We start from the raw sequence: 25392 nt of genomic DNA, 5'->3' as shown, positions 1-25392 counted from the left end.
TTAAAGATGGATATCACTCAGTTTCCGCAACTCAATCCGCCGTCGCGCCTGCTGATGGGGCCCGGCCCGATTAACGCCGACCCGCGCGTGCTGCGCGCCATGTCGAGCCAGCTGATCGGCCAGTACGACCCGGCGATGACCCACTATATGAACGAAGTGATGGCGCTGTACCGCGGCGTATTTCGTACCGAAAACCGCTGGACGATGCTGGTGGACGGAACCTCAAGGGCCGGGATTGAGGCGATCCTGGTTTCGGCTATTCGGCCGGGGGACAAGGTGCTGGTGCCGGTGTTTGGCCGCTTCGGCCATCTGCTGTGCGAAATCGCCCGCCGCTGCCGGGCGGAAGTGCACACCATTGAAGTGCCCTGGGGTGAGGTGTTTACCCCGGACCAGGTGGAGGATGCCATCAAACGTATTCGTCCGCGCCTGCTGCTGACGGTGCTGGGCGACACCTCCACCACGATGCTGCAGCCGCTGGCGGAGCTGGGGGATATCTGCCGCCGCTATGACGTACTGTTTTACACCGACGCCACCGCTTCGCTGGGCGGTAACCCGCTGGAAACCGACGCCTGGGGGCTGGATGCGGTCTCGGCCGGGATGCAGAAGTGCCTCGGCGGCCCGTCCGGCACCTCGCCGATTACCCTCAGCGCGCGCATGGAAGAGGCGATTCGCCGCCGCAAATGCGTGGAAGAGGGGATTCGCACCGATGCCCACCGCGACGGCGACGAGGAGATGATCTACTCCAACTATTTCGATCTCGGCATGGTGATGGACTACTGGGGGCCGGAGCGCCTTAACCATCATACCGAGGCCACCACCGCGCTGTTCGGCGCCCGCGAATGCGCGCGGCTGATCCTCCAGGAGGGGCTGGATAACGGCATTGCCCGCCATAAGCTGCACGGCGACGCGCTGGTCAAAGGCATTCAGGCGATGGGGCTGGAGACCTTCGGCGACCTGAAACATAAGATGAACAACGTGCTTGGCGTCGTTATCCCGCAGGGTATCAACGGCGACCAGGCGCGCAAGCTGATGCTGGAAGATTTCGGTATTGAAATCGGTACCTCGTTCGGCCCGCTGCACGGCAAAGTGTGGCGGATCGGCACCATGGGGTACAACGCGCGTAAAGACTGCGTGATGACCACGCTCAGCGCGCTGGAGTCGGTGCTGAACTATCTCAAATTCCCCACCACTCAGGGCGCGGCGATGCAGGCCGCGTGGGATCACTATCGCAGCGAGAGCGCCCAATGAGTCCAGCACAACGCCAGCAGGCGGAAATGCAGCAGGCCGCGGCGCGGGTGATGGCCCGCGCCGATGAGCTGGCCGCGATCAGCGAAACGCCGGATGCCCTGACCCGGGTTTATCTCTCCCCACAGCATCTCGAGGCCAACCAGCGGGCGGCGCGGTGGATGACCCAGGCCGGAATGACCGTCTGGCAGGACAGCGTCGGCAATATTTGCGGCCGCTACGAGGGAGAGCAGGAGGGAGCGCCCGCCATCCTGCTCGGGTCGCACCTTGATACGGTGCGCAACGCCGGGCGTTACGACGGGATGCTCGGCGTCCTGGCGGCGATCGAAGTGGTGCACGGTCTGCATCAACAGGGGCGGCGGCTGAAACAGGCCATCGAGATTGTCGGCTTTTGCGATGAAGAGGGGACGCGCTTCGGTATTACGCTGCTCGGCAGCCGCGGGATAACCGGTACCTGGCCCGAGAGCTGGCTGGCGCAGACCGATGCCGACGGCGTCAGCGTGGCGCAGGCGATGGTGCTGGCGGGGCTGGATCCGGCGCGCATTCATCTTGCCGCCCGCCGCCCGGAGGAGATTGCCGCCTACCTGGAACTGCATATCGAGCAGGGGCCGTGCCTCGAGCAGGAAGGGCTGGCGCTGGGGGTGGTCGAGGCGATCAACGGCGCGCGTCGCCTGAACTGCCGCTTTACCGGCGAGGCGGGGCACGCCGGGACCGTGCCGATGAGTCATCGGAAAGATGCGCTGGCCGCCGCCGCCGAGTGGATGGTGCGGGTAGAGACTCTGACCCGCGAGCAGGGCGTAAACCGGGTCGCCACGGTGGGTACGCTGCGCTGCGCGCCCGGCGCGGTTAACGTGATACCCGGCGACGTTACGCTGACCCTGGATATTCGCGGGCCGCACGACCAGCCGCTGGATGCGCTGCTGGATACGCTGCTGAAGGAGGCGCAGGCCATTGCTTCTCGTCGCCAGCTGCGGTTCAGCGCCGAAGAGTTTTACCGTATTGCCGCCACCGCCTGCGATAGCGGATTGCAGCAGGTACTGAGCGAGGCGGTGCAGGCGGTGCAGGGGCGTTCGCTGACGCTGCCGAGCGGCGCCGGGCATGATGCCATCGCCATGGCCGAACGCTGGCCGTCAGCGATGCTATTTGTGCGCTGCAAAGGCGGCATCAGCCATCATCCCGCCGAGTCGGTCACCGCCGACGATGTGGCGCTGGCGATAGCGGCCTATTCGCGCGCGGTGTCGGCGTTGGATGCCGGGAAGTAGCGGCTATCGTTTCGCTTCAGGTAAAGCGGCCACAGCGCAACCCCCACCACGGTGGGGGCCTGTTTTACCTTTTGCCGTTCGGTTTGAGCTGTTCGCCGGGTCTGAGCCTGAACAGCTCGTCATCTCGGGTGGAGTAGCGAACCGTCCCGTCAGCCAGCCGATAAGCACCCTCGGTGAATCCCGCGCCGTTCAGGAACGGCGCCACCGCGTTCGGCGTGTTGCGGAAGGCGGCTTCCAGGGCGAGAAGCGCATAGGGGGCAATACTATCGATACTGGCATATCCGGCCTCAGCATCATCGACAAAAAAACCGTTGAGGCGCTGCTTGTTGATGATGTTCGCGCCGATGCGATCCGCCAGCGTCAAATAGTCCTGCTGCCCGGTGGCCTGCCACAGGTCGATAAGCGCGAAAATCGCATACGGCTGATGGTTCTCCGTTTGGCTATTCAGCCTGCGGTTTGCGCCGCCGGGTTCACCGATATCGCCTAAACCCTGGCCTTTCGCGATGCCGCGGGCGACTTTCCAGATGGCACGATCCGGTTCAAGCGTCCAGGCGCGGGCGTAGGAGAGAAGAAATTCATTTCCCGCCGGATAGGCTTTGAGCACCGTGCCTTTTTTCCCATAATAGCCATCGCGTTTTAACACGTAGCCGGAGAGATCCGTACCGTTGGCCAGCATCGGGCGGAAGGTATTGTTCTGCTCATCGTAAGCGTAGGTCGCGAAGGCCTTGAGGCCATCAAGGGTCCATTTTTTGAGATCGTCACCGTCTTTGCCGAGCGATTTTGCCAGGGCAAGCTGCATCAGCGCATTTTCTGAGTAGAGCGTGCTGGTCCGGCCCTTCAGCAGCATATTGCCCTCCAGCGCGTCCGGGCCCAGTTCGGGGCCAAACTGACGCTGCGCGCGGTCGCCGTATTTCGAATGCGTGTCGCTGTCATCGGTGGTGTCGGCGCGTTTTAGCGGTTGGGTAAACTGGTAGACGCCCAGCCCGGTCTTCTTATCTCGCGGCAGAACGTACTGTTCGGCCAGACGCTTCGCCCACGTCAGCGCGCCAGCGTCACCATCGTATTGATAGAGCAGCGATGCGGAGTAGATAAGGTCGTTGCCGGCATTGAGAAAGCTCAGGCCTTTGGTGGCGAAAAAGGGCGGCTGTTGGACAAAATCACTTTGCCAGAGCGCGCCCATCGCTTTGCCGTACTCCCCGTGACGGCTGGTTTCCAGCGTTTTCCAGTCGTAAACATGAGCGTTCCAGAAAGCCTTGATAAAGCGCGCGGTAGCCTTGTCATCGACGGCAAACATCATGTCGTAATAGGGATACGCGTTCTTAAGTTCATGGACCATCTCCTTTTCGCTCGGGCCTTGAGGCTGCAGCGTTTTCAAATCAACAAAGCGATGGCCTCCCCACAGCAGTAGCCCGCTGGCGTCCTGATAGTGGTCAAAGTAGTAGCGAATATTTTCCGCGACCCGCTGCTTATATTTTGCTTCGCCGGTCAGGTTGCTTAACCCTACCAGCACCCGCATCAAGTTTTGCTGGGCCGAGAAGTTCGACAGTACGGTCACTTTACCGTCCGGAAAGACCCATTCCATTTGCTTGCCGGTGCGAGGATCCACGCCATTGGCCAGCAGAGGAGAGTGATGGCCGTACCGATCTCCCGCTTTATCCAGCACGACGTCAGCGAACTGCTTTACGCTGCTCAGGCGCGCGTTCTCCTGGGCGCCAGCACTCAGTGAGAAGAGACTCAGAGCGCCCAATGCCAGGGTGATTTTTGCAATCTTCATTATTTTCCTCTTAATGAAAATAAGGGTTTAATGAAACCCTTATTTATTATCTGGCTGACAGGAAGTTATCAGAAGGAGTATTTCACACCAACGCGATAACGCGTTTGGCGTTCATCGGTGGCTTTACTGCCGGAAACGTTGCCGATGGCCATATAAGGGGACCAGTTTTTATCGAATTTATAGGTCAGCTTAAAATCATGGGTCCAGTCGTAGCTTTCGTTATCCGCTAAAATAACCCCGGCGGAGTTGGCTTTTTTATAGTCCAGTTCATAATCGAGCTGATAATCTTTGAGGAATTTCCAGGAAATAACGCTGGTCAGATTATAACCGTTCTCTGAGGTATCTTTAGATGTACCGATATTGCCTGAATTGCGCTTGTAGTAAGGGCGGTAGCGCAGTGAGGCGCTGAGGTCATCCGTCAGGTTGGCTTTGCCGCGCAGATAAGGGCGGTAGTTGTTTGAAGACGAACTGGTATCCAGAGAGAAGCCGGGCTCAATCTGGAAGGTTTTATTTATTTTATGCACATAGCTCGCCACCACTTCGGTGCCGTTACTCACGGTTTCATCATAGGCTTTATTTTTATCCTGTGAACCTTTCCATTTCCCTTCCAGCGACAGGCCAAAGCCATTGGCAAAACGGTGAGACATCAGCAGTCTGTCTTTATGATTATTGCCGGCTTTGTCATTGGTTTCATGACGATAATCAAATGTCACCGCGTGGGCAGCAATACTGATAAAAGGGATCGTGACTAATAATAAGGAACGAAACATAGGGTGCCTCTACTTTTTTTATTTTCCAAAGGTACAAGAAATTACCTGCCGTAAAGCAGGCAGTACGATACAAATGAAATTATTAGATGGTAGTGTGGTGCCGGGTGCCTCCCGGTGAATCAGGCGCTGACTTCCTGATTCGTCTATAAAAACGAAACGTCGATGAGGGCATTCCTCAATTCAGCATGACCCCGCCGCTTAGGGGGATTCACCACACATTATTCTTTATTCCCTGGTGATGACTAATTAGTACTGTCCGTAATTTTATTGAAAATTACTTTTACACAAAATGAAATGATGTTTTAAGATCGAGATCTGAATATTAAAAATAGAGGGAAAATATTTTTTATGTCATTTATAAAGATAATCCTAATAATTAATTATTCTTTTGAATCATCTAGTTGAGTGGTTTCTTTGGGTTTATTTTGCGTTTTTATTTGCGAATATAAGGATTTTTTGTGAATTGACGGTAATCTTATTCCTATATTTTTAAGCGCTCAGTTTGTTAAAACTTAAAAGTAGTTAGATGGTTTCAATGGTTAAACCGAAGCCAGTACTGCCGATTCCTTTAAGCTAAACGAAAGCTAAACGGAAAAGAGGGCGGTATTGATCTGCCAGACTGACGACATAACACTCTCCGAAAAGTATCCATATGGAAGGATAATAAAAGACGGTAACCTCGGGACTTCAAGATGACTATTCATGGAAAGGATCGTGTATTTATTTCTGGCGTAGAGAATATAGTGCAGGAGCTGAGCGATGGCGCGGATGCGGGGTTAAGCAACTGCGTGTATGTCACCTGCGGGATGGATATCCAGGAGATATATGCTTTGTTCTCTCGCCATCCGCCGGAGCACTACGCCATCTTCATCACCTCTGAGCGCCATTTTGAGACCATCAACCGGCTGTTTCCGGGCCTGTTAAAGCTCTGTTTGTCAGAGAGGTTGACGGTCGAAGAGCTGCGTCAGGCGTTAAAAGTGATGGGCCTGTTATCGGCCCAGAACCAGAGCGTTGCTTATCTGCCCGATACGTTTAATTTTACCCATGCCGAGCAACAGATCATGAGGCTCAGTTTACGCGGCCATTCTCTGGATGATATTGCCCGTATCCGCGGGGTCAGCCCGTCCACGGTCAGCGTCCAGCGTACCCGGCTGATGAAGCGCATGGGAACCAAAAGCCTGCAGGAGCTCTGCTCCCTCTATGCGGCTATGCGTACCAGCGCTTTCTGAATAAACGCAGGGCTGGAATCTGGCGAAATTTGAGATATTATTCTGAGCCATTGTACTAGTTTAAAGGTTCAAAGTGATGACGTTTTCCACCCTTGCCGATGTCAGAAGCCAGATCGATTCGATTGATAGCGAACTGGTTAGCCTGATTGCTCAACGTGCTGAGTGCGTTAAAGCCGCTGCCGCATTCAAAACTGACCACTCCGCCGTTCGTGCTCCCGCGCGCGTGCAGCAGGTTATTGATCGGGTTCGCGAAAAGGCGGCTGCCGCAGGGTTACCCGAAGTGATTATTGAGAAAGTGTATCGGTCCATGATAGATGCATTCATTGAATATGAGCTTGAGCAACATAATCAGCTACAGCGGCAAAAAAGTAACGGTGTGTTGGGTGAGTGACCCACACGATATTCTCCTGGCGTGAAGGGTCAGTTAGCCTCATTCTGACCCCCGACGGGCTGCTAAGCTATTATCCCCACGCTCTGATAGCCAGTGCCGCGATATAGAGCCCGAATCCCCAGGCCAGATGTGTGAGCACGCTTAGCAAGCGAGCCAGCCACGGGCGAGGTGTTTGCGACGCCGCAATGCCGAAGCCCAATGCGGGCTGAAGTACGCTGCACGCAGCCGGAGCATAGGCATTGTGAAGAGTTTAAAAGGATTGTGGCGAGAGAGCTGAGGCTGGTCAGCTAATTAAGAACCTTATACTTTGACGAGAGCATAATGATGGAAAAAAATTTTACGCCTGAGCAAATCGAAATCATTAATCGCGTGGTTTTTGCGCGTATCGAGCATATGAAAGAGAAAGTGATTGAAACCATTGAGCAGACAGAGCGCGATGCGCACCAGCAGCTGGCGGATTGCGGGATTGATATGACCGATTTCTGTCCGGCTAATCAGCACTTTCTTATGATGACAATCGTCCAGACGCTGATAGATCGGGGGCACGGCGGCGACAGGGCCCTTGCCCGGAAGATAATAACCATGGAGGCGAAGAGACTGAACGTCAGCGTTAACGTTGAAGCTGATAGTTCGAGATAGCCTTGAGGCTGAGTCTGCGGCGGACCAGGAAATCCGCGCCCGTCGCCCTGCATCGCACCTTTACAGTTCGCGCAAACGCTCTGCGCTGTTATGCTAAAAACCCGGCAAGCCGCGCTGTAATGAGACCTGACCATGCCCGAACGCGAAAAAAACATCCATATTCAACCCTCTTCCTCTATCTCTCGAACGCATATTCTTCCGGCACTGCTGGCGATCGTCGCCGTATCGAGCCTGTGCGCGTTCGTCTCGCCGCCGCTGGGGCCGTGGCGCGAAATTTTGACCAATCCAGGGATGTATATCGATCTGCTGGCGCTGCTATTTCTGCTGTTTATGCTCTGGAGTTCGACCAAGGTGCGGATGAACCACGTGGCGGTTAACTGGGTACGCTACGGCCTGCTGCTGTGGATTGCCGGGGGCACTTTCGATCTGATGGACGAAATATTCCACCAGCCGCGCTGGATGGGGTACTACTGCGAAGATCTGCTGCGCCTGTCCGGCATGCTGCTGAGCGCGGTCGGGGTCTACAAAATTATTGAGCGCATCAATCTCCTGTACGTCGACGCGCGTTCGCAATCGCTCAAGGATGAGCTGACCCAGCTGCCCAACCGTCGCTTTTTTATCGACACCATCCGCGAGAAAGAGGGGCGCAGGCTGGCGCTGATGATTGTGGATATCGACTACTTCAAGAAAATTAATGACACCTGGGGACATCTGGTGGGGGACGAAGTGCTGTTTGCCCTTGGCAAACAGCTGGCGAAGCTTACCAGCGATAAGGTGTTGCCTTCGAGGATTGGCGGAGAAGAGTTTGCCATTATTGTCGATGGCCTGTCGGCGCAGGAAGTGGATGAACTGGCGCAGTCGATTTTGCAAAACGCCCGCGCGATCCTGATCAACCACGATAACCCGCTGTCGATCAGCATTGGCGTCGGTCTGCGCCATAAAGACGAGCCGCAGAACCTGTTTATTAAAAAGGTCGATGACGCGCTCTATAAGGCGAAAAATAACGGCCGCGGACGGGTTGAATGGGCCGCGTGAACTATCCCTGCTGCGCGCTGCGGCAGTGGCGACGATATTCGGAAGGCGAGCGCTCGGTGTAGCGTTTAAACACCCGGCAGAAATAGTTGCTGTCGACAAAACCGCAGTTGTGGGCGATCTCTTTGACCTTGAGGTCGTAGCCGCGCAGCATCTTTTTCGCCTTTTCCAGGCGGACGCTGGTGAGAAACTCATTAAAACCGACGGAGCCGGATTTCTGAAATATATGCGACAGGTAGTTGGGCGTAATATGAAAACGCTTCGCTACCGACTCGCGGGTCAGCGGCTGGGTGAGATGCTCTTCGAGATAATCCTGTACCGCCAGAAACAGATCGCGGCTGCGGCTGACGCGCATCTCCAGCCCGACCAGCTGCTCAAGGCAGTGGCTCAACAGGGCCGCGACCACCAGCCTGGCGGTTACCGGGTCCGGCTGCAGGCAGATTTCATTGAGCGACAGCAGCAGGTAGGAGCCCACGCGCGGTCCGAGGCGGGCGACGTTCTGCTTTTCCGTGCGCAGCTGCTTGCCGTCCCAGTGCTGAACGCAAAACCCGAGCTTCTGGCGACCAAACAGAATGCTTAACGTCGACGCCGGCGCGGTCCATTCCGGCAGCGTCCATTTACCCGCCTGAACGTAGAGCACCTGCGAGGCGGAGAGCATTGTCTCCGACAGCGGCAGCCCGCTCTCCTTAAGCTCGCCCTCAAGCACAATTTCCAGCCGTGGAAAGGGCACCTTAAACGCCAGCTCGGGCTCGGAGATATCCGGGTCGGGGAACCTGACGTGCAGATTATCTTTCTGATTTACTAAACGATTTAAAATATCCGCCAGATCGTCAATCATTCCGTATGCCTTAGAAGAGAGCAATTATCCTGTTGATTATAATCTATTTTATCTGCACAGGCTTGTTCTGTATCAGGCGGCTTCGCTAATGCCTGCCCTGCAGGAAGGGGGAAAAAGCTGGATTTTGATGGCCATCACACTTTTCCCTGCCGCGTACGCTCGTCCAGTTTTTCGTAGTTTTGCCCTCATGTATTCCCGCCCGCCGCCGATTAGAGTTTGTTTTGTGTTATCGATAAGTTAAGGAATATAAATATGGAACAACAATCTGCGGTTTATCTGGATGCGCTGGGGGCGAACGTTGCGCTGAGCCCGGCAATGAAACAGGAGCTGGATACCCTGGGCTACACCGTCGTGCTTAACGTGGCGGACGCGGAGTGGCTGGCGGCGATGCGCGCGCTTATCGACGCCATCGTCGAGAGAGAGGGCGATAATCTGGCGATGGAGCACCACCAGGAAGCGACGGCAACCCGCATCGCCAACCTGATTAACAAAGGCGCGATTTGGGAAAAGGTCTGGTCCCATCCGCTGATTCTCTCCGCCTGTCGGTATGTTTTTCAGGGGGATTTTAAAGTCTCCAGCCTGAACGCGCGGGAAGCGTTGTTCAACGGCGGCCATCAGCCGCTGCATGCGGACTGGAAAAAGCCGCGTCACGATTTTCCGAAAGTGCATCTGGTAAATACCATCTGGGCTATCGATGATCTGAGCGCTGAAAACGGCGCGCCGCGCATTATTCCCGGCACCCATTTGCGTCCGGAGCTGCCGGAAGCGGTGCTGGATGACCCGGAGCTGGCGCATCCTGATGAGGTGGTGTTCGCCGCGCCGGCGGGCAGCGTGATGATTTATAACGCCCACGCCTGGCACGGCGGGACGCGCAACCGCGTCGGCAGCAGAAGGCGCGTGCTGCACGGTTTATATATCGACAGGGGGGATACCGCGCAGCAGGATCAGCAGCGCTGGCTGACGCCGGAAACCGCCAGCCGCCTGACGCCCGCGCAGAAATGGCTGCTGGGCGTGGCGTAAAAATCGCATGGAATTGTAGCCCCGATAAGCGCAGCGCGACCGGGGGAAGTCTGAGCAGGCGAAGTGCTATTTCCCCGGGCCGCGGCGCAGGCGCCTTGCCCGGGCGACAAAACGGCAAACGGCGGTGAACCTGTAGCCCCGGTAAGCGCAGCGCGACCGGGGGAAGTCTGAGCAGGCGCAGTGCTATTTCCCCGGGCCGCGGCGCAGGCGCCTTGCCCGGGCGACAAAACGGCAAACGGCGGTGAACCTGTAGCCCCGGTAAGCGCAGCGCGACCGGGGGAAGTCTGAGCAGGCGCGGTGCTATTTCCCCGGGCCGCGGCGCAAGCGCCTTGCCCGGGCTACAAAATCACCGGTGTACTCACGGGATCTCAAGATAAACCACCGGCTTTTTCATAATGCATTTCACCGCGTCGACAATCTGCTGCGGCTGCAGCAGAAAGGTTTTGATGCTGGTCTTAATGGTGCGGATGCCGCTAAAGCGTCCGGCATCGTCAATTTCAATATCCGTCACCAGCAGAACGACATCGGCATGGGCGATGTCGTCGGCCATTATTTTGTTCTCAACCCCCAGCGCGCCCTGGGTTTCAATTTTGATATTCCATTTCTCCTGGTGGCCGACTTTTTCCAGCCGCTCGGCCGCCATATAGGTGTGAGCGACGCCGCTGACGCAGGCCGTGACGGCAACGATAGTGAAATCCATAGCATCCTCCTGGCGTTATCCGCCGACGGTCACGCTAAAACCGGCCCGTTCGGCCAGCGTCCTGAATGGCTGAATCTCAGATTCTGCAGGGGCTTTAATCATCGACATCGACCATTTTTTTCCCAGTAAGTGATATTTGGGTTCGCCGTACTGATGGAACGGCAGAAGATGAATTTCCGGCAGCTTAAAGGGGGCCAAAAACGCCAGAATCCGGCGGAAATTCGCTTCATCAAGCGTGAATCCCGGAATCAGCGGCACCCGGGGGATCACGTGAATATGCGCTTCCACCAGACGGGTAAAGTTATCCAGCACCCGCGGCATATTCATCCGCAGCTGCTCGCGGGCCAGCGTTTCATCCATGATTTTCAGATCGAACAGCACTTCATCGCAGGCCTGCGCCAGCGGAAAAAAGCGGCGGTAGGCGGTATCGCCCGCCGTTTCAATCGCCGTTCTGATCCCCCATTCGCGCAGGCGGCGCAGCAGGCGCGCGGCGAATTCGGCCTGCATCAGGACTTCGCCGCCCGACAGGGTCACGCCGCCGCCGGAGGCGCGGAAGAAGACCTCATCCTTCAGCACCTCTTTAAGCAGATTATCGAGGGTGACGTCGCGGCCAATCTGCTGCCACGCGCCGGAAGGGCACTCGACCACGTCCTGCTGGCAGCGGGAGCAGCGCAGGCACTTGCTCTCCCGGCGTACGGTCTGAATTTGCGGCGAGATCGACTCCGGATTGGCGCACCAGGGACAGGTATGCGGGCAGCCTTTAAAAAACACGACGGTGCGGATCCCCTGACCATCATTCAAAGAGTAGCGCTGGATATTAAAAATGCGCGCCTTATCGGCGCGCGTTTCCAGGACTTCACAGCTGATGCGCGGTGCGGCGGATAATGTCATCCTGAATCTCCTGCGACAGCTCGACGAAAAAGGCGCTGTAGCCCGCAACGCGCACCACCAGGCCGGCAAAATCCTGCGGCCGCTGCTGGGCTTCGCGCAGCGTATCGGCGTTAACCACGTTGAACTGAATATGCTGCAGCTTCAGCCTGGTGAATGCCTGCAGGAAGTCGGCCAGCTTATTGAGGCCGCCGTCGCCGGCAAGGGTCGCCGGGATGAATTTGACGTTCAGCAGCGTACCGTTGGAGAGCAGAAAGTTATCCAGCTTGCTGACCGACTTAAGCACCGCGGTCGGCCCCTGCACGTCCTGGCCGAGCATCGGCGAGAGCCCGCCGTCCGCCAGCTGCTCTCCGGCCAGGCGTCCGTCCGGAGTGGCGCCGACGACCGAGCCGAGCGGCACGTGGGCAGAGACGGTATAGGAGCCCGGCGTAAAGCGACCGCCGCGCGGGTTGCGGTACTGCTCTACCTCTTTGCAGTAGAATCGCAGCAGATCGGCGCTGATGTTGTCCACTTCGTCAATATCGTTGCCGTATTTCTCGAAGCGGTTGATCAGGCGCGCGCGGATTTTTTCCCCTTCCGGCGTCTGGAAGTTGGCTTTCAGCACCGCGATCAGTTCAGCGAAGCTGAGCCGTTTTTGCTCAAACACCATCCCTTTAAGCGCGTGCAGCGAGTCGCTGAGGTTAGCGATGCCGATGCCCTGGACCCCGGAGAAGTTATAGCGCGCGCCGCCTTCGGTGATATCCTGGCCGTGCTGCACGCAATCCTCAATAAAGGAAGAGAGCAGGGGAACCGGCGCCCAGTCGCGGTGGCCGATATCGCAAATATTGCTGCCTTCGACCATCAGCCTAATGTAATAGCGAATCTTGTCGCGGATCTGGTTGATCAGCCCGTCCCAGGTGATGTCAGGGTTACTTTCGTTTTCCAGCATCACGATTTCCATCACCTTCAGCAGGTTGAACATGGCGATATCGTGCAGGCCGTAGGTGCGCCCCGGGATCGACAGCTCAACGCAGCCAACCACCGAGTAATCCCGCGCGTCATCCAGCGAGACGCCGCGGTTGAGAAACGCCGGGATCACCACTTCATCATTGAAGATTTGCGGAATGCCGGTGCCGAGGCGAATGGTCTCGGCGGTTTTGCGCAGGAAAGGGCGATCGACCAGCTCGTTGACCCGCACGCCGAGGTTCGGCTGCGGCAGGCGAACGTTCTGGTAGGCGTCGAGGGATAAAAACGACAGGATATTGACCGCGCTGCGTCCGGTCTCGGTCAGGCCGCCGAGCAGGGCGGTATAGCCGGTCGGGAAGCCAGCGAAGTAGCGCGCGCTGCTGGTGGAGCGCAGCAGGACAATATCGTTGCACTTCACCCACAGCGACTCCAGCAGCTCCTGAAGAAACTGCGGATCCTGGCCGCGATTCAGCGAAGCCTGATAGTACGGCAGCATGTACTGGTCAAAGCGGCCCAGCGAAATGGAGCTGGCGTTGGATTCATACTGCAAAATGATGTTCATATACCAGAAGAGCTGGCAGGCCTGCCAGAAATCTTCCGGGCGGTGCACCGCGTTATGGCGGGAGATGTCCGCGATGGTCTCCAGCTCTTTGCGCCGCTGCCCGTCGCCGCAGCCGGCGGCCATGTCATCGGCAAGCGCCGCATAGCGCAGAATATGGCGCTGGGAGGCTTCCAGCAGGATCAGCACCGCCTGATAAAAATTGTTCTGCGGGTGCCGCTGACTCACCGCTTTCATCTCCGCCACCAGCGCGGCGAGGCCGTTTTCCAGCAGGCGAGGGTAGTCGATGATGATATGTCCCTGGCCTTTATCGGTCTGGTTGACGCTAAAAATCTGCGTGCTGACGGCGGCCTTCACTTCATCGGTCATCTGGGCGTTGATGAAGTCCTTCATCGAGCGATTTTCCCAGTAGGGGAACAGCACTTCGCGGTAGATGCGCTTATCTTCTTCGCTGATGTTGAAGCGGTCCTGCGGGCGGGTCGGGAACTGGTCCAGCTCCTTGAGCAGCCAGTAGGGATCCATCTCCGGGGACATAATCCCGGCGCGCGGCTTGATGGTCCGGTTGCCGGCAATCAGTTCATCATCACGAATCGAAATCTGCACATGATCGAGGACCCATGCGGTCGCTTTCGCCCGGCGGATCATCACCGGCTCCCCCTCGGTCTGTTTATGGCTGGCGGTGTAGAGCAGCGCTCGCTCGAGGGAGATTTCGCGCGGGTTGGCGAACAGACGATCTTTTAAGCGTTGAGTGCGATTGGTCATGACAAACTCCATGTTATTTTGCGGGGCGCAGGGCGCCCCGGGCATTCAGTCAGGCATTCTGCGAAAGGTGGCTGTCGATTTTGTTCATAATGGCTTCGGCGCGCTTCACGGCATCGCTGATGTTGACGCGCACGATGGTTTTACCGGCAAAGCGCTTTTCGAACTTGATGCCGATATCTTTGGTCAGAATCACCATATCGGCGCTGGCGACGTCTTCCGCGGTCAGCTCGTTTTCGATGCCAATGGAGCCCTGGGTCTCAACTTTGACCTGCCAGCCTTTGGCTTTAGCGGCGCTCTCCAGCGATTCGGCGGCCATATAGGTGTGGGCGACGCCAGACGGGCAAGCGGTAACGGCGATAATTTTGGTCATACAATATTCCTTCCCGTGTCTCAGTTAATTTCGAAATCAAGATCCATCTCGTCATCGGCTTTGGCGTCAGACGTTTTCTTTTTCGCCAGGGCCTTAAGCAGGATGACGCAGGCGGCGCTGACGATGGCGCCAACCGCGAGGCCGGCAATAAATCCGCCTTTACCCTCAACGACCGGCAGAACGATAAGCCCGCCCCAGCCGGCATAGCACTGGGCGCCGAGCAGCGCGGCGGTGACGCAGCCGGCGGCGGCGCCGATCATATTGGCCGGGATAACGCGCAGCGGGTCGGCGGCGGCGAAGGGGATCGCGCCTTCGGTCACGCCAACGCAGCCCATCACCAGCGCGGCCTTACCGGTTTCGCGCTCTTCCGCGGAGAAGTATTTACGCCCAATCAGCGTTGCCAGGCCCATGCCCAGCGGCGGCACGGCGATGCCGACGGCGGCGATGGCCACCACGCTGTAAACGCCCTGGGAAACGCAAATCAGCATGAAGGCGTAGGCGACTTTATTCACCGGACCGCCCATGTCGAAGGCCAGCATCAGGCCCATGATGATGGCGAGAATCACGATGCTGCCTTCGCGCATGCCCTGCAGCCATCCGGTCAGGCTGGCGGTGAGCGCGCCAATCGGCTCGCCGAGGCCCCACATCATGATCCCGGCGGTAATAAAGGTGCCGATAATCGGGATAACGAAGATGGGCATCACCGAGCGCAGCACCTTATGCACCGGGATTTTCTTCAGGTAGTAGACCACCAGCCCGCCAATGATCCCGGCAATCAGCGCGCCGAAGAAACCGGCGCCGAAGCTGTTGCCGACCCAGGCGCCGATGGCGCAGGGAGCCAGCGCCGCGCGGTCGGAGATGGAGTAGCCGATATAGGCCGCCAGAAACGGCACCATTAGCGTCAGGCCGGCCACGCCGATATCAAACAGTTTTTTCAGGTTAGGGTCGGTGGCGGCATCGGGCACCGCGCCCTTGCCGTACAACATGACGGAGACTGCCAGCAAGATCCCTCCGGACACGACAAACGGGATCATATGTGAAACCCCGGTCATGAGGTGCTGGCGGGTATTTTTTAATATTTGCACCAGTTCATTCATTGTTATTCTCCTGAGCGCTGCGTGGCCCGTGACTGAGTTGATGCTTCAACCTTAGAAAAAGGGCGGCGCATAAAATAGTAGAGAAAAAGTGCATTTACTGGATATTTGTAAGGCCAGAGGAAAATTGCGATCCACCTCAAATCTTAGCGCTGGTGGGTTTTTGGCGCCGTTAGTCAGGCGATTTGTGACCGCGAGCATAAAAAAGAGTCGGGCATACAATTATCCAGTAATTGCCACTTTTATCGTGTAGTGGCGGGCCGGTTCTTTCTTTACCTTTTGGCTAAATACGCATTATTCAGGAGGAAGGCGATGGCTCTGGTAATTGAATTCATATGTGATTTGCCCAACGGCGTGCATGCGCGTCCGGCAAGCCTGGTAGAAACCCTGTGCAATACTTTTTCGTCTTCGGTCGAATGGTTAAATACCCGCACGGAAGGACGCGGAAACGCGAAAAGCGCGCTGGCGATTATCGGCACCAATACCTTGAAGGGGGACCGCTGCCAGCTGGTCGTCAGCGGCGAAGATGAACAGCAGGCGTTTGACGCGCTGTCAGCATTCATCAGCGAGGAGTTCCCGCACTGCGATGCGCCGCTGCCGACGGCGGAATCCATGGACGTTCAGCCGGTTCCTGAATCCCTCTCGCGCCTCAATCCCACGCTGTTTCACGCCCAGCCGGTCTGCGCCGGCAGCGCGGGCGGCAGGCTCACCCATCTTAAGTCCCTCGACCTGCGCGATTCAGGCGCGCTGCCTGCAGCGGGCGCAATTGAACAGGAACAGGCGGCGCTGGACAGGGGCCTGACCCTGCTGGTGAAAAATATTGAGTTCCGCCTGCTGGATAACGACGGGACCGCCAGCGCGATCCTTGAGGCGCATCGCTCTCTGGCCACCGACGCCTCGCTGCGCCAGCATCTGCTGGGCGGGCTGCTGAGCGGCCTGAGCTGCGCTGAGGCGGTGGTCGCGACCGGCGAACATTTTTGCGCCCAGTTCAGCGCTTCCGGCAATAGTTATTTGCAGGAGCGGGTGCTGGACGTGCGCGATGTTTGCTTCCAGCTTCTGCAGCATATCTACGGTGAGGATCGTTTTCCGGCACCGGGTAAGCTGACGGAAGAGGCTATCTGCCTCGCCGATGAACTCACCCCCAGTCAGTTTCTTGAACTGGATAAAACCCTGCTTAAAGGTCTGCTGCTGCGCAGCGGCGGCACCACTTCACATACGGTGATCCTCGCGCGTTCGTTCAATATTCCCACTCTGGTGGGCGTCGATATGGAGGCGCTGCTGCCGTGGGTCGATCGGCGAGTGCAGATTGACGGTAACGCCGGGCTGGTGGTGGTGAATCCCGATGAAGCGGTGGCGCGCTACTATCAGCAGGAGGCCTGGGTGCAGGCGCAGATCCGCCGCCAGCAGCAGACCTGGCTGGATAAAGCGGGGCGTACGGAAGACGGTATTCGCCTGGAGGTGGCGGCCAACATCGCCCATTCGGTAGAGGCGACGGCGGCCTTCAACAACGGCGCGCAGTCGGTAGGCTTGTTCCGCACCGAAATGCTCTATATGGACAGGCCCAGCGCGCCGTCGGAAAACGAGCTGTATAACCTATTTTGCCAGGCGCTGGAGCCGGCCAACGGGCGCAGCATTATCATCCGCACCATGGATATCGGCGGCGACAAGCCGGTGGCCTACCTCAACATTCCGGCGGAGAACAACCCGTTCCTCGGCTACCGGGCGGTGCGTATTTATGAGGAGTATCAGGCGCTGTTCCGCACTCAGCTGCGGGCGATTCTGCGCGCTTCCGCGCACGGCGTGCTGAAAATCATGATCCCGATGATCTCCTCGATGGAGGAGATCCTGTGGGTGAAAGAGCAGCTGGCGGATGCTAAACAATCGCTGCGCAGCGAACAGATTCCGTTTGATGAAAAGATCCCGCTGGGCATTATGCTCGAGGTGCCGTCGGTGATGTTTATCATCGACCAGTGCTGCGAAGAGATTGATTTCTTTAGTATCGGCAGCAACGACCTGACCCAGTATCTGCTGGCGGTGGATCGCGATAACGCCAGGGTGACGCGCCACTACAACAGCCTCAATCCGGCCTTTTTGCGCGCGCTGGATTACGCGGTTCAGGCGGTGCATCGCCAGGGTAAATGGATCGGCCTGTGCGGCGAGCTGGGGGCCAAAGGTTCCGTGCTGCCGCTGCTGGTGGGGCTGGGGCTGGATGAGCTGAGCATGAGCGCGCCGTCGATCCCGGCGACCAAGGCGCGTCTGGCGCAGCTTGACAGCCGCGCCTGCCGTCAGCTGCTGAATCAGGCGATGCAGTGTCGTACTTCGCTGGAGGTCGAGCACCTGCTGGCCCAGTTCCGTATGACCCAGCAGGACGCGCCGCTGATTACCCCTCAGTGCATTACGCTGAACAGCGACTGGCGCAGTAAAGAGGAGGTGATTAAGGGCATGACCGACAATCTGCTGCTGGCCGGGCGCTGCCGCTATCCGCGTAAGCTGGAAGCGGATCTGTGGGCCCGCGAAGCGGTGTTCTCCACCGGGTTAGGGTTTAGCTTCGCCATTCCGCACAGTAAATCGGAGCATATTGAGCAGTCGACCATCAGCGTCGCCCGTCTGGCGCAGCCGGTGGCGTGGGGCGACGACGAGGCGCAGTTTGTGATTATGCTGACGCTCAATAAGCATTCGGCGGGGGATCAGCATATGCGTATTTTCTCGCGGCTGGCGCGGCGCATTATGCATGCGGAGTTCCGGCAATCGCTGGTGACGGCGCAGAGCAGCGAGGCGATCGCGGCGCTGCTGCAGCGCGAGCTGGAGCTGTAATTCGGTCCGGAGAATCTCCCCGGTGGCGCTGCGCTTACCGGGGCTACGGGTTTCCAGCCGTCTGCGGGGCAGTAGCCCGGATAAGGCGTTTACGCCGCGACCCGGGATTTCCGGGCCCGGAGCCTGAGGGAGGCAGATTGGGTAGCCCGGACAGGCGCGTAAGCGCCGCCTCCGGGACGATGTTCTTGCAGCTACGATATGCCTCTGAAACAACGTGTTATGCAGCGATGCCCTGGTGCCCGCTGAAATCGGCGAACCGGAGGTCCGAAGACAAGGGCTGGCCGCCAGGGATGGCGGACAGAGGCGAATCGAGACAGCGATGTCGAGTTGAGCCGACCGCAGGCTGAGGTCCGGGAGGTGAGCGCAGTGCGCAGCACCGATTTCTTTGCGGGACCGCGGGGATTGTAAAGGGGGAGACGGTTTTCTCCCCCTTTACCCGTTCACCTACCACGGTGAGACATTTTCTGCGGGATAATAGTGAACGGAACCCTTGCACACTTTCCCGGAGGCGGCGCTTACGCGCCTGTCCGGGCTACTTTTGTTCAACAATCGCCCGACAAATCGCCTCGCCCACCTGCTGGGTGGAGGCGCTGCCTTGCATATCCGGCGTCTTCGGTCCGCTGGCAATGGTCTGCTCAATCGCCGCCAGAATACCGTCGTGGGCGGCCTGATAGCGTGCGTCCCCGTTGCCGAGGAAGTCGAGCATCATCGCGCCGGCCCAGATGGTGGCAATCGGGTTGGCGATATTTTTGCCGTAAATATCCGGCGCCGAACCGTGTACCGCTTCAAACAGCGACGGAAAGGTGCGATCCGGATTGAGGTTTGCCGACGGGGCAATGCCGATGGTGCCGGTACAGGCCGGGCCGAGATCGGAGAGGATATCGCCGAACAGATTGGAGCCGACCACCACGTCAAAACGCTCCGGCTGCAGCACGAATCGGGCGCACAGAATATCAATATGCTGCTTATCCCATTTCACCTCCGGGTAGTGCTGCGCCATCGCTTCGACGCGCTGGTCCCAGAAGGGCATGCTGATGGCCAGACCGTTGGATTTGGTCGCCGAGGTCAGGGTTTTGCGCGGGCGGCTCTGCGCCAGCTCGAAGGCGTAGCGCAGGATCCTGTCAACGCCGCGACGGGTAAATACCGACTCCTGAATCACCACTTCATGCTCGGTCCCCGGATTCACATGGCCGCCGAGGGCGGAATATTCCCCTTCGGTGTTTTCACGCACCACGTAGAAATCGATATCGCCGGGCTGTTTACCCGCCAGCGGGCAAGGGACGCCGGGGAACAGGCGCACCGGACGCAGGTTGACGTACTGGTCGAACTCGCGGCGGAACTTCAGCAGCGAGCCCCACAGGGAAATGTGGTCCGGCACGATATCCGGCCAGCCGACCGCGCCGAAGTAGATCGCATCAAACGTTTGCAGCTGCGCGCGCCAGTCGTCGGGCATCATGGCGCCGTGCTGCGCGTAATAGTCGCAGCTGGCCCACTCAAAGTGCTCGAAGCTTAACGCCAGCCCCCAGCGTTCGGCGGCGGCCTGCAGCACGCGGACGCCTTCCGGCAGCACTTCTTTACCGATGCCATCGCCGGGGATGGCGGCAATACGTAAGGTTTTATTCATTGTTATTCTCAGTTTGAGGTAAGGAAAATTGACTTCACCGCTATCCTATAATTGACTGATTCATAATTAATCCCGTTAACTGGTGAAACATAAAACACGAATCATGAATAATCTGCCGCTGCTGAACGATTTACGCGTATTTATGCTGGTTGCCCGCCGCGCCGGTTTTGCCGCCGCCGCGGAAGAGCTCGGCGTCTCGCCAGCTTTCGTCAGCAAGCGCGTGTCGCTGCTGGAGCAAACGCTCAACGTCCAGCTGCTGCACCGTACCACCCGGCGCGTGGCTATCACCGAAGAGGGCGAGCGCATCTACGAATGGGGACTACGCATTTTGCAGGATGTCGACCAGATGATGGATGAGCTCTCCGATGTGCGGCAGGTGCCGCAGGGGACGCTGCGGATTATCAGCAGCTTTGGCTTTGGCCGGCGGGTAGTCGCGCCGGCGCTCTCCGAGCTGGCCCGTCGCTACCCGCAGCTGGAGATCCGTTTTGACGTCGCCGACAGGCTGGTGGATTTGGCCAATGAAGGGGTCGATCTGGATATTCGCGTCGGCGACGATATCGCGCCCAATCTGATAGCCCGCCAGCTTGCCAGCAATCACCGCATCCTCTGCGCCTCGCCGGCGTTTGTCGCCCGCTATCCCCGGCCAAAACAGCTCAGCGATCTCGCCGCGCTGCCCTGTCTGGTGATCAAAGAGCGCGACCGGCCCTTTGGCGTCTGGCAGCTGCGCAATGATAAAGAGGGGGAGCACGCCATCAAGGTGACCGGACCGCTGTCGTCTAACCACGGTGAAATCGTCCATCAGTGGTGCCTGGAGGGACAGGGGATTGCGCTGCGCTCGTGGTGGGACGTCAGGGAAAATATCGCCAGCGGCAATCTGGTGCAGCTGCTGCCGGAGTACTATCAGCCCGCCAATATCTGGGCGGTATACGTGTCGCGGCTGGCGACCTCGGCCAAAATTCGTACCACCGTGGAGTTTTTGCGCCACTACTTCCAGCAGCGATTTCCGCCGCGCAACGGCGAGGAAAAATAGCCGACGGCCGGCGCCGTCGGCTGAGGAGATTACACGCCGAGCCGATCGCGCAGGCTGTAGTAAGCCGCGCCCATGGCGGTAAACGGAATACGCAGGCTGCGCCCGCCGGGGAACGGATAGTGCGGCAGCCTGGCGAAGGCGTCGAAACGTTCGGCGTCCCCGCGCAGCAGCTCCGAAATCAGCCGTCCGGCGAGGTGGGTACAGGTGACCCCGTGGCCGCTGTAGCCCTGCATATAATAGATATTGTTATCGAGGCGGCCAAACTGCGGCATTCGCGAGAGGGTCAGCAGGAAGTTGCCGGTCCAGCGGTAGTCGATTTTCACCCCCTGCAGCTGCGGGAAGGTTTTCAGCAGCTTCGGCATAATCAGCCGCTCAACGTCGTCCGGATCCCGCGCGCCGTACACCACGCCGCCGCCGTACAGCAGACGGTTGTCGGCGGTCAGGCGGTAGTAATCCAGCAGATAGTTACAATCTTCTACGCAGTAGTTTTTCGGGATCAGCGAGCGCGCCAGATCCTCAGACAGCGGCGTGGTGGTGACCACCTGGGTGCCGCACGGCATGCTGCGTTTCGCCAGCTCCGGCTCGAGCTTATCGCCGAGATAGGCGTTACCGGCGACGATCACGTAGCGGGCGGTGACCTGTCCGCGCGCGGTGGTCACCACCGCCGGGCTGCTGTGCTGAATGCCGGTGACCGGTGATTGTTCGTAAACCCGGCCGCCGTTGAGCCGAATGGCGTCCGCTTCGCCAATCGCCAGATTGAGCGGATGGATATGACCGCCGCTGTGGTCCAGCAGCGCGCCGGCGTAGCGATCGCTGTCCACTTCGCGACGAATGGCGCTGGCATCCAGCAGCTCCAGCTGGGTATTGCCGTAGCGCTCCCAGTTCGCTTTCTGCTCTTCCAGGGTCTCCAGCTGTTTATGATTCAGCGCGACAAACAGCCCGCCGGGGCGATAGTCGCAGGCAATCTGATAGCGCTGGATACGTTCACGAATAATGTCGCCGCCTTCAAACATCATGCTGCCGAGCATTTTCGCGGCATCCGGGCCGTAGGTTTTTTCGATAACGTCGATATCGCGGCTATAGGAGTTGACTAGCTGGCCGCCGTTGCGTCCGCTGGCGCCGAAGCCGATGCGCGCGCCTTCCAGCAGAACCACATCGTAGCCCATTTCGGCCAGATGCAGCGCCGAAGAGAGGCCGGTATAGCCGCCGCCGACGACGCAGACGTCGCAGCCGATCGATTCGTCCAGCGTCGGGAACGGCTCATAACGGTTGGCGCTGGCGGCGTAATAGCTGGTGGTATGTTCGCTCATGATTAAGACTCCAGGGCAATCCAGATAGTTTTCAGTTCAGTGAATTTTTCCAGCGCGTGCAGGGACTTATCGCGTCCGTTGCCGCTCTGCTTATAGCCGCCGAAGGGCACGGTCATATCGCCATCGTTGTAGTTGTTCACAAAGACGGAGCCGGCTTTCAGACGGCGGCTGACGCGGTGAGCGCGGGAGAGATCGCGGGTCCAGACCGCCGCGCCGAGGCCGTAGCGGCTGTCGTTGGCCAGCGCCAGCGCCTGCTGTTCGGTTTTAAAGCGGGTCACCACCAGCACCGGGCCGAAGATCTCCTCCTGGCTGAGGGCGGAGGCGGGGTCGACGTCGACGAAGATGGTCGGGCCGACCGCCGCGGGCCACGGATTTTTACGTCCATCCAGCAGCAGCGTGCTGTGCGCTTCGCCGGCGCGAATAAAGCTGTGGACGCTATCGGCGTGGCTATTGTCGATCAGCATGCCCATGGTGGTATTCGGGTCGAGCGGATTGCCAGGCTGCCAGCCCTTTGCCTGCTCTTTTAGCAGGTCGAGAAAGCGGTCGGCGATGCTCTCCTCAAGCAGCAGACGGGTACCGGCGATACAGACCTGGCCCTGATTGTAGAAAATACCGCCGGCGGTGGCGTTAACCGCTTTTTGCAGGTCCGGGCAGTCGGCAAAGACGATATTGGCGCTTTTACCGCCCGCCTCCAGCCAGACGCGCTTCATATTACTGTCGCCCGCGTCTTTCAGCAGCTGTTTACCGGTGCGGGTGGAGCCGGTAAAGGTGATGACTTCAACGTCATGATGCTGCGCCAGCGCCTGACCGGCCTCATGACCGAAACCGCTCACCACGTTGAATACGCCGTCCGGCAGCCCGGCCTGTTTCGCCAGGCCCGCCAGGCGCAGAGCGGTAAGCGGGGATTTTTCCGACGGCTTAAGCACCACGCTGTTGCCGGACGCCAGCGCCGGGCCAAGCTTCCAGCAGGCCAGCAGCAGCGGAAAATTCCACGGCACCACCGCCGCAATCACGCCAATCGGTTCGCGGACGATCATGGCCAGCTCGTTGCTGCCGGTGGGGGCGACTTCGCCGTACACTTTATCGATGGCTTCGGCGTACCAGCGGATCGCGCGGGCGGCGCCGGGGACATCGTCGCGCAGGCTGTGGCGAATCGGTTTACCGGTGTCGAGGGTTTCCAGCAGCGCCAGCTCTTCGCGATGGGCTTCCATCAGGTCGGCGAATTTATGCAGCACCGCTTTGCGCTGGGCAGGGGAGGCCTGCGACCAGTCGCCGCGATCGAAGACGCCGCGGGCGGCCTGGACCGCGCGATCGACGTCGGCCTTTTTGCCGCGCGCGACCTCGGCGAGCGTCTGCTGGGCGGTAGGGTCGACGGTGGCGAACACGCTATTATCGGCGGCGGCGCTGTATTCGCCGTTAATAAATAGCCGCGTTTCAATCGCGATATTGTTTGCTTTTTCTTGCCAGTAAGCCAGGTTGTGAAAATCCATCATGACTCCTTAATGACATAATCGGAAAAATAAAAAAGTGGTGATTTCAGACCCTCAGGGCGCAGGGCGTCCCCGGGGTTGAGTACCGTTTAAATTGCCCATTAACAGGCGTGAATTATCCGGGGCCAGCGGAATAAGTCTTTCCGCATTGCGCAAGGTGAACTGCGTTATCTTCGCGCCGCCGGAGTTCGCCTCCGGCGGCGCAGGCCTGAAGAAAGCCTGGAGAAAACCTCAGGCAAAAAAATCAGAATGTGGTGGGGGTATGGGCGCTGATAATTCGGCAGATACCCGCCGAGGTGTTGCTGAAGCTATGCGGTATGCCGGTGTTAATGGCATAGCTTTGCCCAGCCACCAGATGATACGCCTGACCGTTGATGGTCAGCACGACTTCACCTTCCAGTATGGCGCCTATCTCCTCACCCTGATGCTTGATCCTCTCCCCGGTTGTGGTTCCAGGCTGGTACGTTTCAAAAATCATCGCCAGCGTGCGGTTCGGATTGCCATTATGAACCAGCTTCATCGACATCCCCTGACTGCCGATTTCAATCAGATCGTCCTGATTGATAACCACCTGCGGTTCAGCCGGTTTTTCTGGTTCAGAAAAGAATTCCGAGAGCGACAGCCCGTAGACTTTCAGCAGCTTTTGCAGCGTACTGATCGCAGGACTGACTTTGTCCTGCTCTATGGTGCTGATGGCACTATGTGTTAACCCAGACAGTTCGGCGGCACGACGCTGTGAGAGACCCAGCTGTTGGCGGATCTCTGACAGACGTTTCCCTGGCGCCAGTCCGTCATCGCTCATATTTGCATTTCCTTAACGGTAGTGGTCAGAGTCGCTGTTTTTCAGCAATATAGCTCTGACAGGCGGTGATAAAACCTTCAAACAACATTCGCGACAGGGCGTATTCGCTACTGTTCCATTCAGGATGCCACTGCACGCCGAGGGCGAAAGGGTGGTCGTTAACGCTGACCGCTTCCACCAGCCCGTCCGGAGAACGCGCCTCCACGCGCAGCCGTGGACCCGTCGTTTTTGCTCCCTGCCCGTGTAACGAGTTTACCCAAAACGTGTTGCAGCCCGGTATTAACTGAGAAAGTAATCCTCCTTGCTGAACCTGAACTTCATGCGAGGGCGCATATTGCTGCTCGACGGGAAGTTCGGGGTCTTCGCGGTGTTCAAGAAGCTCAGGCTGCTCGAACAGACGACGATACAGAGTCCCGCCGGTGGCGACAACCAGTTCCTGTAGTCCACGGCAGATGGCGAAAATGGGGATGCGCCTTTCGAGCGCGGCGTCGATCAGCGCCATGCTCAGAAGATCACGCCCGGGATCGGCGTCAGGCTCATCGCCGTTTTCACCATAGAGGTGCGGCTGTACGTTGCTCGGGCTGCCGGGCAGATAAATGCCGTCCAGTTTCGGCAGTAGCGCAGAAAGCAGTTCCGGCTCGGCCAGCGCGTGCGGCAGGGCAATCGGCACGCCGCCGGCGTTCACAATCGCGTTCAGGTACTTCTCTTGCAGAGTCTGGGTCTGGTGACCCTTAAGCCTGTTTCGACACATCACCACGCCAATAACTGGCTTGTACATTATATTTTCCATGATCGCCCTCACAA

Annotated in this window: 22 protein-coding genes and 1 pseudogene; 9 read left to right on the top strand and 14 right to left on the bottom strand. The window is 58.4% G+C overall.

Features of this window, described 5'->3' with window-relative positions; all coding sequences use genetic code 11:
- The first annotated feature begins 6 nt into the window (after positions 1 to 6).
- A complete protein-coding gene (locus CDA56_RS21955) occupies positions 7 to 1248 on the top strand; it encodes a pyridoxal-phosphate-dependent aminotransferase family protein (protein ID WP_102802852.1) in 1242 nt (413 codons plus the stop codon).
- Positions 1245 to 2507, top strand: coding sequence for an allantoate amidohydrolase (hpxK, locus tag CDA56_RS21950; protein ID WP_102802851.1), 1263 nt, complete (start codon positions 1245 to 1247; stop codon positions 2505 to 2507). The genes CDA56_RS21955 and hpxK overlap by 4 nt, the downstream gene beginning before the upstream one ends.
- Positions 2508 to 2571: 64 nt before the next feature.
- Here hpxK and CDA56_RS21945 read toward each other — a convergent pair whose 3' ends face one another.
- On the bottom strand, positions 2572 to 4281 hold the full coding sequence (locus CDA56_RS21945; protein ID WP_103813995.1) for a pectate lyase: 1710 nt from the start codon (positions 4279 to 4281) through the stop codon (positions 2572 to 2574).
- Positions 4282 to 4349: 68 nt separating this feature from the next.
- A complete protein-coding gene (locus CDA56_RS21940; protein ID WP_004131233.1) occupies positions 4350 to 5051 on the bottom strand; it encodes an oligogalacturonate-specific porin KdgM family protein in 702 nt (233 codons plus the stop codon).
- A 692-nt stretch (positions 5052 to 5743) separates the two neighbouring features.
- Here CDA56_RS21940 and CDA56_RS21935 point away from each other — a divergent pair.
- The gene (locus CDA56_RS21935) at positions 5744 to 6280 is read left to right on the top strand and encodes a helix-turn-helix transcriptional regulator (RefSeq protein ID WP_102802849.1); all 537 of its coding nucleotides are present in this window, start codon (positions 5744 to 5746) and stop codon (positions 6278 to 6280) included.
- Between the two features lie 76 nt (positions 6281 to 6356).
- The gene (locus CDA56_RS21930; protein ID WP_014228778.1) at positions 6357 to 6671 is read left to right on the top strand and encodes a chorismate mutase; all 315 of its coding nucleotides are present in this window, start codon (positions 6357 to 6359) and stop codon (positions 6669 to 6671) included.
- A 70-nt stretch (positions 6672 to 6741) separates the two neighbouring features.
- Here the strand turns inward: CDA56_RS21930 and CDA56_RS21925 are convergent.
- Positions 6742 to 6885: pseudogene (locus CDA56_RS21925) on the bottom strand (DUF2938 family protein); the annotation flags it as partial.
- 110 nt (positions 6886 to 6995) lie between these two features.
- On the opposite strand from CDA56_RS21925, the gene CDA56_RS21915 reads away from it, so the two are divergent.
- Together CDA56_RS21915 and CDA56_RS21910 are read left to right on the top strand one after the other, a co-directional pair.
- Positions 6996 to 7310 carry a nitroreductase gene (locus CDA56_RS21915; protein ID WP_103814061.1) on the top strand — a complete coding sequence of 105 codons (315 nt, stop codon included), beginning with the start codon at positions 6996 to 6998 and terminating at the stop codon, positions 7308 to 7310.
- 132 nt (positions 7311 to 7442) lie between these two features.
- On the top strand, positions 7443 to 8345 hold the full coding sequence (locus CDA56_RS21910) for a GGDEF domain-containing protein (RefSeq protein ID WP_064378455.1): 903 nt from the start codon (positions 7443 to 7445) through the stop codon (positions 8343 to 8345).
- 1 nt (position 8346) lies between these two features.
- Here the strand turns inward: CDA56_RS21910 and CDA56_RS21905 are convergent, their stop codons facing one another.
- Positions 8347 to 9180, bottom strand: coding sequence for a helix-turn-helix transcriptional regulator (locus tag CDA56_RS21905; RefSeq protein WP_049082348.1), 834 nt, complete (start codon positions 9178 to 9180; stop codon positions 8347 to 8349).
- Positions 9181 to 9432: 252 nt separating this feature from the next.
- On the opposite strand from CDA56_RS21905, the gene CDA56_RS21900 reads away from it, so the two are divergent.
- Positions 9433 to 10200 (top strand): phytanoyl-CoA dioxygenase family protein, encoded by a 768-nt coding sequence (locus CDA56_RS21900; protein WP_102802848.1) that lies wholly within the window; start codon positions 9433 to 9435, stop codon positions 10198 to 10200.
- Between the two features lie 358 nt (positions 10201 to 10558).
- Here the strand turns inward: CDA56_RS21900 and CDA56_RS21895 are convergent, their stop codons facing one another.
- The 5 genes from CDA56_RS21895 to CDA56_RS21875 are packed head-to-tail and all read right to left on the bottom strand — an operon-like array spanning position 10559 to position 15521.
- Positions 10559 to 10900, bottom strand: coding sequence for a PTS fructose-like transporter subunit IIB (locus tag CDA56_RS21895; RefSeq protein WP_004849743.1), 342 nt, complete (start codon positions 10898 to 10900; stop codon positions 10559 to 10561).
- 15 nt (positions 10901 to 10915) lie between these two features.
- Positions 10916 to 11791, bottom strand: coding sequence for a [formate-C-acetyltransferase]-activating enzyme (locus CDA56_RS21890; RefSeq protein ID WP_025106242.1), 876 nt, complete (start codon positions 11789 to 11791; stop codon positions 10916 to 10918).
- On the bottom strand, positions 11757 to 14054 hold the full coding sequence (locus CDA56_RS21885) for a formate C-acetyltransferase (protein ID WP_103813997.1): 2298 nt from the start codon (positions 14052 to 14054) through the stop codon (positions 11757 to 11759). Before CDA56_RS21885 ends, CDA56_RS21890 begins: the two co-directional genes overlap by 35 nt.
- 49 nt (positions 14055 to 14103) lie before the next feature.
- Complete coding sequence (locus tag CDA56_RS21880) at positions 14104 to 14424, bottom strand: PTS fructose-like transporter subunit IIB (protein ID WP_102802847.1); 321 nt, start codon at positions 14422 to 14424, stop codon at positions 14104 to 14106.
- 20 nt (positions 14425 to 14444) lie between these two features.
- A complete protein-coding gene (locus tag CDA56_RS21875) occupies positions 14445 to 15521 on the bottom strand; it encodes a PTS fructose transporter subunit EIIC (protein ID WP_004131253.1) in 1077 nt (358 codons plus the stop codon).
- 309 nt (positions 15522 to 15830) lie between these two features.
- On the opposite strand from CDA56_RS21875, the gene ptsP reads away from it, so the two are divergent.
- Positions 15831 to 18332, top strand: coding sequence for a phosphoenolpyruvate--protein phosphotransferase (gene ptsP, locus CDA56_RS21870; protein ID WP_104011428.1), 2502 nt, complete (start codon positions 15831 to 15833; stop codon positions 18330 to 18332).
- 532 nt (positions 18333 to 18864) lie between these two features.
- Here ptsP and CDA56_RS21865 read toward each other — a convergent pair.
- On the bottom strand, positions 18865 to 19956 hold the full coding sequence (locus CDA56_RS21865) for a tartrate dehydrogenase (RefSeq protein ID WP_014838053.1): 1092 nt from the start codon (positions 19954 to 19956) through the stop codon (positions 18865 to 18867).
- A gap of 82 nt (positions 19957 to 20038) precedes the next feature.
- Here CDA56_RS21865 and CDA56_RS21860 point away from each other — a divergent pair, with 82 nt between their 5' ends.
- Positions 20039 to 20986, top strand: a complete 948-nt coding sequence (locus CDA56_RS21860) for a LysR substrate-binding domain-containing protein (protein ID WP_165795094.1) — start codon at positions 20039 to 20041, stop codon at positions 20984 to 20986.
- A gap of 29 nt (positions 20987 to 21015) precedes the next feature.
- Here the strand turns inward: CDA56_RS21860 and CDA56_RS21855 are convergent, their stop codons facing one another.
- The 4 genes from CDA56_RS21855 to puuD all read right to left on the bottom strand — a co-directional run bounded on the left by CDA56_RS21855 (position 21016) and on the right by puuD (position 25366).
- A complete protein-coding gene (locus CDA56_RS21855; protein WP_102802844.1) occupies positions 21016 to 22296 on the bottom strand; it encodes an NAD(P)/FAD-dependent oxidoreductase in 1281 nt (426 codons plus the stop codon).
- 2 nt (positions 22297 to 22298) lie between these two features.
- Positions 22299 to 23786, bottom strand: a complete 1488-nt coding sequence (puuC, locus tag CDA56_RS21850; RefSeq protein WP_103813999.1) for an aldehyde dehydrogenase PuuC — start codon at positions 23784 to 23786, stop codon at positions 22299 to 22301.
- A gap of 244 nt (positions 23787 to 24030) precedes the next feature.
- Positions 24031 to 24588, bottom strand: coding sequence for an HTH-type transcriptional regulator PuuR (gene puuR, locus CDA56_RS21845; RefSeq protein ID WP_104011427.1), 558 nt, complete (start codon positions 24586 to 24588; stop codon positions 24031 to 24033).
- A gap of 25 nt (positions 24589 to 24613) precedes the next feature.
- Positions 24614 to 25366 carry a gamma-glutamyl-gamma-aminobutyrate hydrolase gene (gene puuD / locus CDA56_RS21840; RefSeq protein ID WP_014838055.1) on the bottom strand — a complete coding sequence of 251 codons (753 nt, stop codon included), beginning with the start codon at positions 25364 to 25366 and terminating at the stop codon, positions 24614 to 24616.
- Positions 25367 to 25392: the final 26 nt, after the last annotated feature.

It is taken from the genome of Klebsiella michiganensis, from assembly GCF_002925905.1.
GTDB lineage: Bacteria > Pseudomonadota > Gammaproteobacteria > Enterobacterales > Enterobacteriaceae > Klebsiella > Klebsiella michiganensis.
Note: the sequence above shows the minus strand (reverse complement) of the source record. Positions and strands in the feature narration are given on the sequence as shown.

What these genes read in the sequence shown, in the direction of transcription:
- CDA56_RS21910 (WP_064378455.1), top strand. Translation starts at nt 7,443, where the DNA reads ATGCCCGAACGCGAAAAAAACATCCATATTCAACCCTCTTCCTCTATC.
- CDA56_RS21880 (WP_102802847.1), bottom strand. Translation starts at nt 14,424, where the DNA reads ATGACCAAAATTATCGCCGTTACCGCTTGCCCGTCTGGCGTCGCCCAC.
- hpxK (WP_102802851.1), top strand. Translation starts at nt 1,245, where the DNA reads ATGAGTCCAGCACAACGCCAGCAGGCGGAAATGCAGCAGGCCGCGGCG.
- CDA56_RS21890 (WP_025106242.1), bottom strand. Translation starts at nt 11,791, where the DNA reads ATGACATTATCCGCCGCACCGCGCATCAGCTGTGAAGTCCTGGAAACG.
- CDA56_RS21900 (WP_102802848.1), top strand. Translation starts at nt 9,433, where the DNA reads ATGGAACAACAATCTGCGGTTTATCTGGATGCGCTGGGGGCGAACGTT.
- ptsP (WP_104011428.1), top strand. Translation starts at nt 15,831, where the DNA reads ATGGCTCTGGTAATTGAATTCATATGTGATTTGCCCAACGGCGTGCAT.
- CDA56_RS21875 (WP_004131253.1), bottom strand. Translation starts at nt 15,521, where the DNA reads ATGAATGAACTGGTGCAAATATTAAAAAATACCCGCCAGCACCTCATG.
- CDA56_RS21855 (WP_102802844.1), bottom strand. Translation starts at nt 22,296, where the DNA reads ATGAGCGAACATACCACCAGCTATTACGCCGCCAGCGCCAACCGTTAT.
- puuR (WP_104011427.1), bottom strand. Translation starts at nt 24,588, where the DNA reads ATGAGCGATGACGGACTGGCGCCAGGGAAACGTCTGTCAGAGATCCGC.
- CDA56_RS21940 (WP_004131233.1), bottom strand. Translation starts at nt 5,051, where the DNA reads ATGTTTCGTTCCTTATTATTAGTCACGATCCCTTTTATCAGTATTGCT.
- CDA56_RS21885 (WP_103813997.1), bottom strand. Translation starts at nt 14,054, where the DNA reads ATGACCAATCGCACTCAACGCTTAAAAGATCGTCTGTTCGCCAACCCG.
- CDA56_RS21865 (WP_014838053.1), bottom strand. Translation starts at nt 19,956, where the DNA reads ATGAATAAAACCTTACGTATTGCCGCCATCCCCGGCGATGGCATCGGT.
- CDA56_RS21945 (WP_103813995.1), bottom strand. Translation starts at nt 4,281, where the DNA reads ATGAAGATTGCAAAAATCACCCTGGCATTGGGCGCTCTGAGTCTCTTC.
- puuD (WP_014838055.1), bottom strand. Translation starts at nt 25,366, where the DNA reads ATGTACAAGCCAGTTATTGGCGTGGTGATGTGTCGAAACAGGCTTAAG.
- CDA56_RS21955 (WP_102802852.1), top strand. Translation starts at nt 7, where the DNA reads ATGGATATCACTCAGTTTCCGCAACTCAATCCGCCGTCGCGCCTGCTG.
- CDA56_RS21905 (WP_049082348.1), bottom strand. Translation starts at nt 9,180, where the DNA reads ATGATTGACGATCTGGCGGATATTTTAAATCGTTTAGTAAATCAGAAA.
- CDA56_RS21895 (WP_004849743.1), bottom strand. Translation starts at nt 10,900, where the DNA reads ATGGATTTCACTATCGTTGCCGTCACGGCCTGCGTCAGCGGCGTCGCT.
- CDA56_RS21935 (WP_102802849.1), top strand. Translation starts at nt 5,744, where the DNA reads ATGACTATTCATGGAAAGGATCGTGTATTTATTTCTGGCGTAGAGAAT.
- CDA56_RS21915 (WP_103814061.1), top strand. Translation starts at nt 6,996, where the DNA reads ATGGAAAAAAATTTTACGCCTGAGCAAATCGAAATCATTAATCGCGTG.
- CDA56_RS21930 (WP_014228778.1), top strand. Translation starts at nt 6,357, where the DNA reads ATGACGTTTTCCACCCTTGCCGATGTCAGAAGCCAGATCGATTCGATT.
- puuC (WP_103813999.1), bottom strand. Translation starts at nt 23,786, where the DNA reads ATGGATTTTCACAACCTGGCTTACTGGCAAGAAAAAGCAAACAATATC.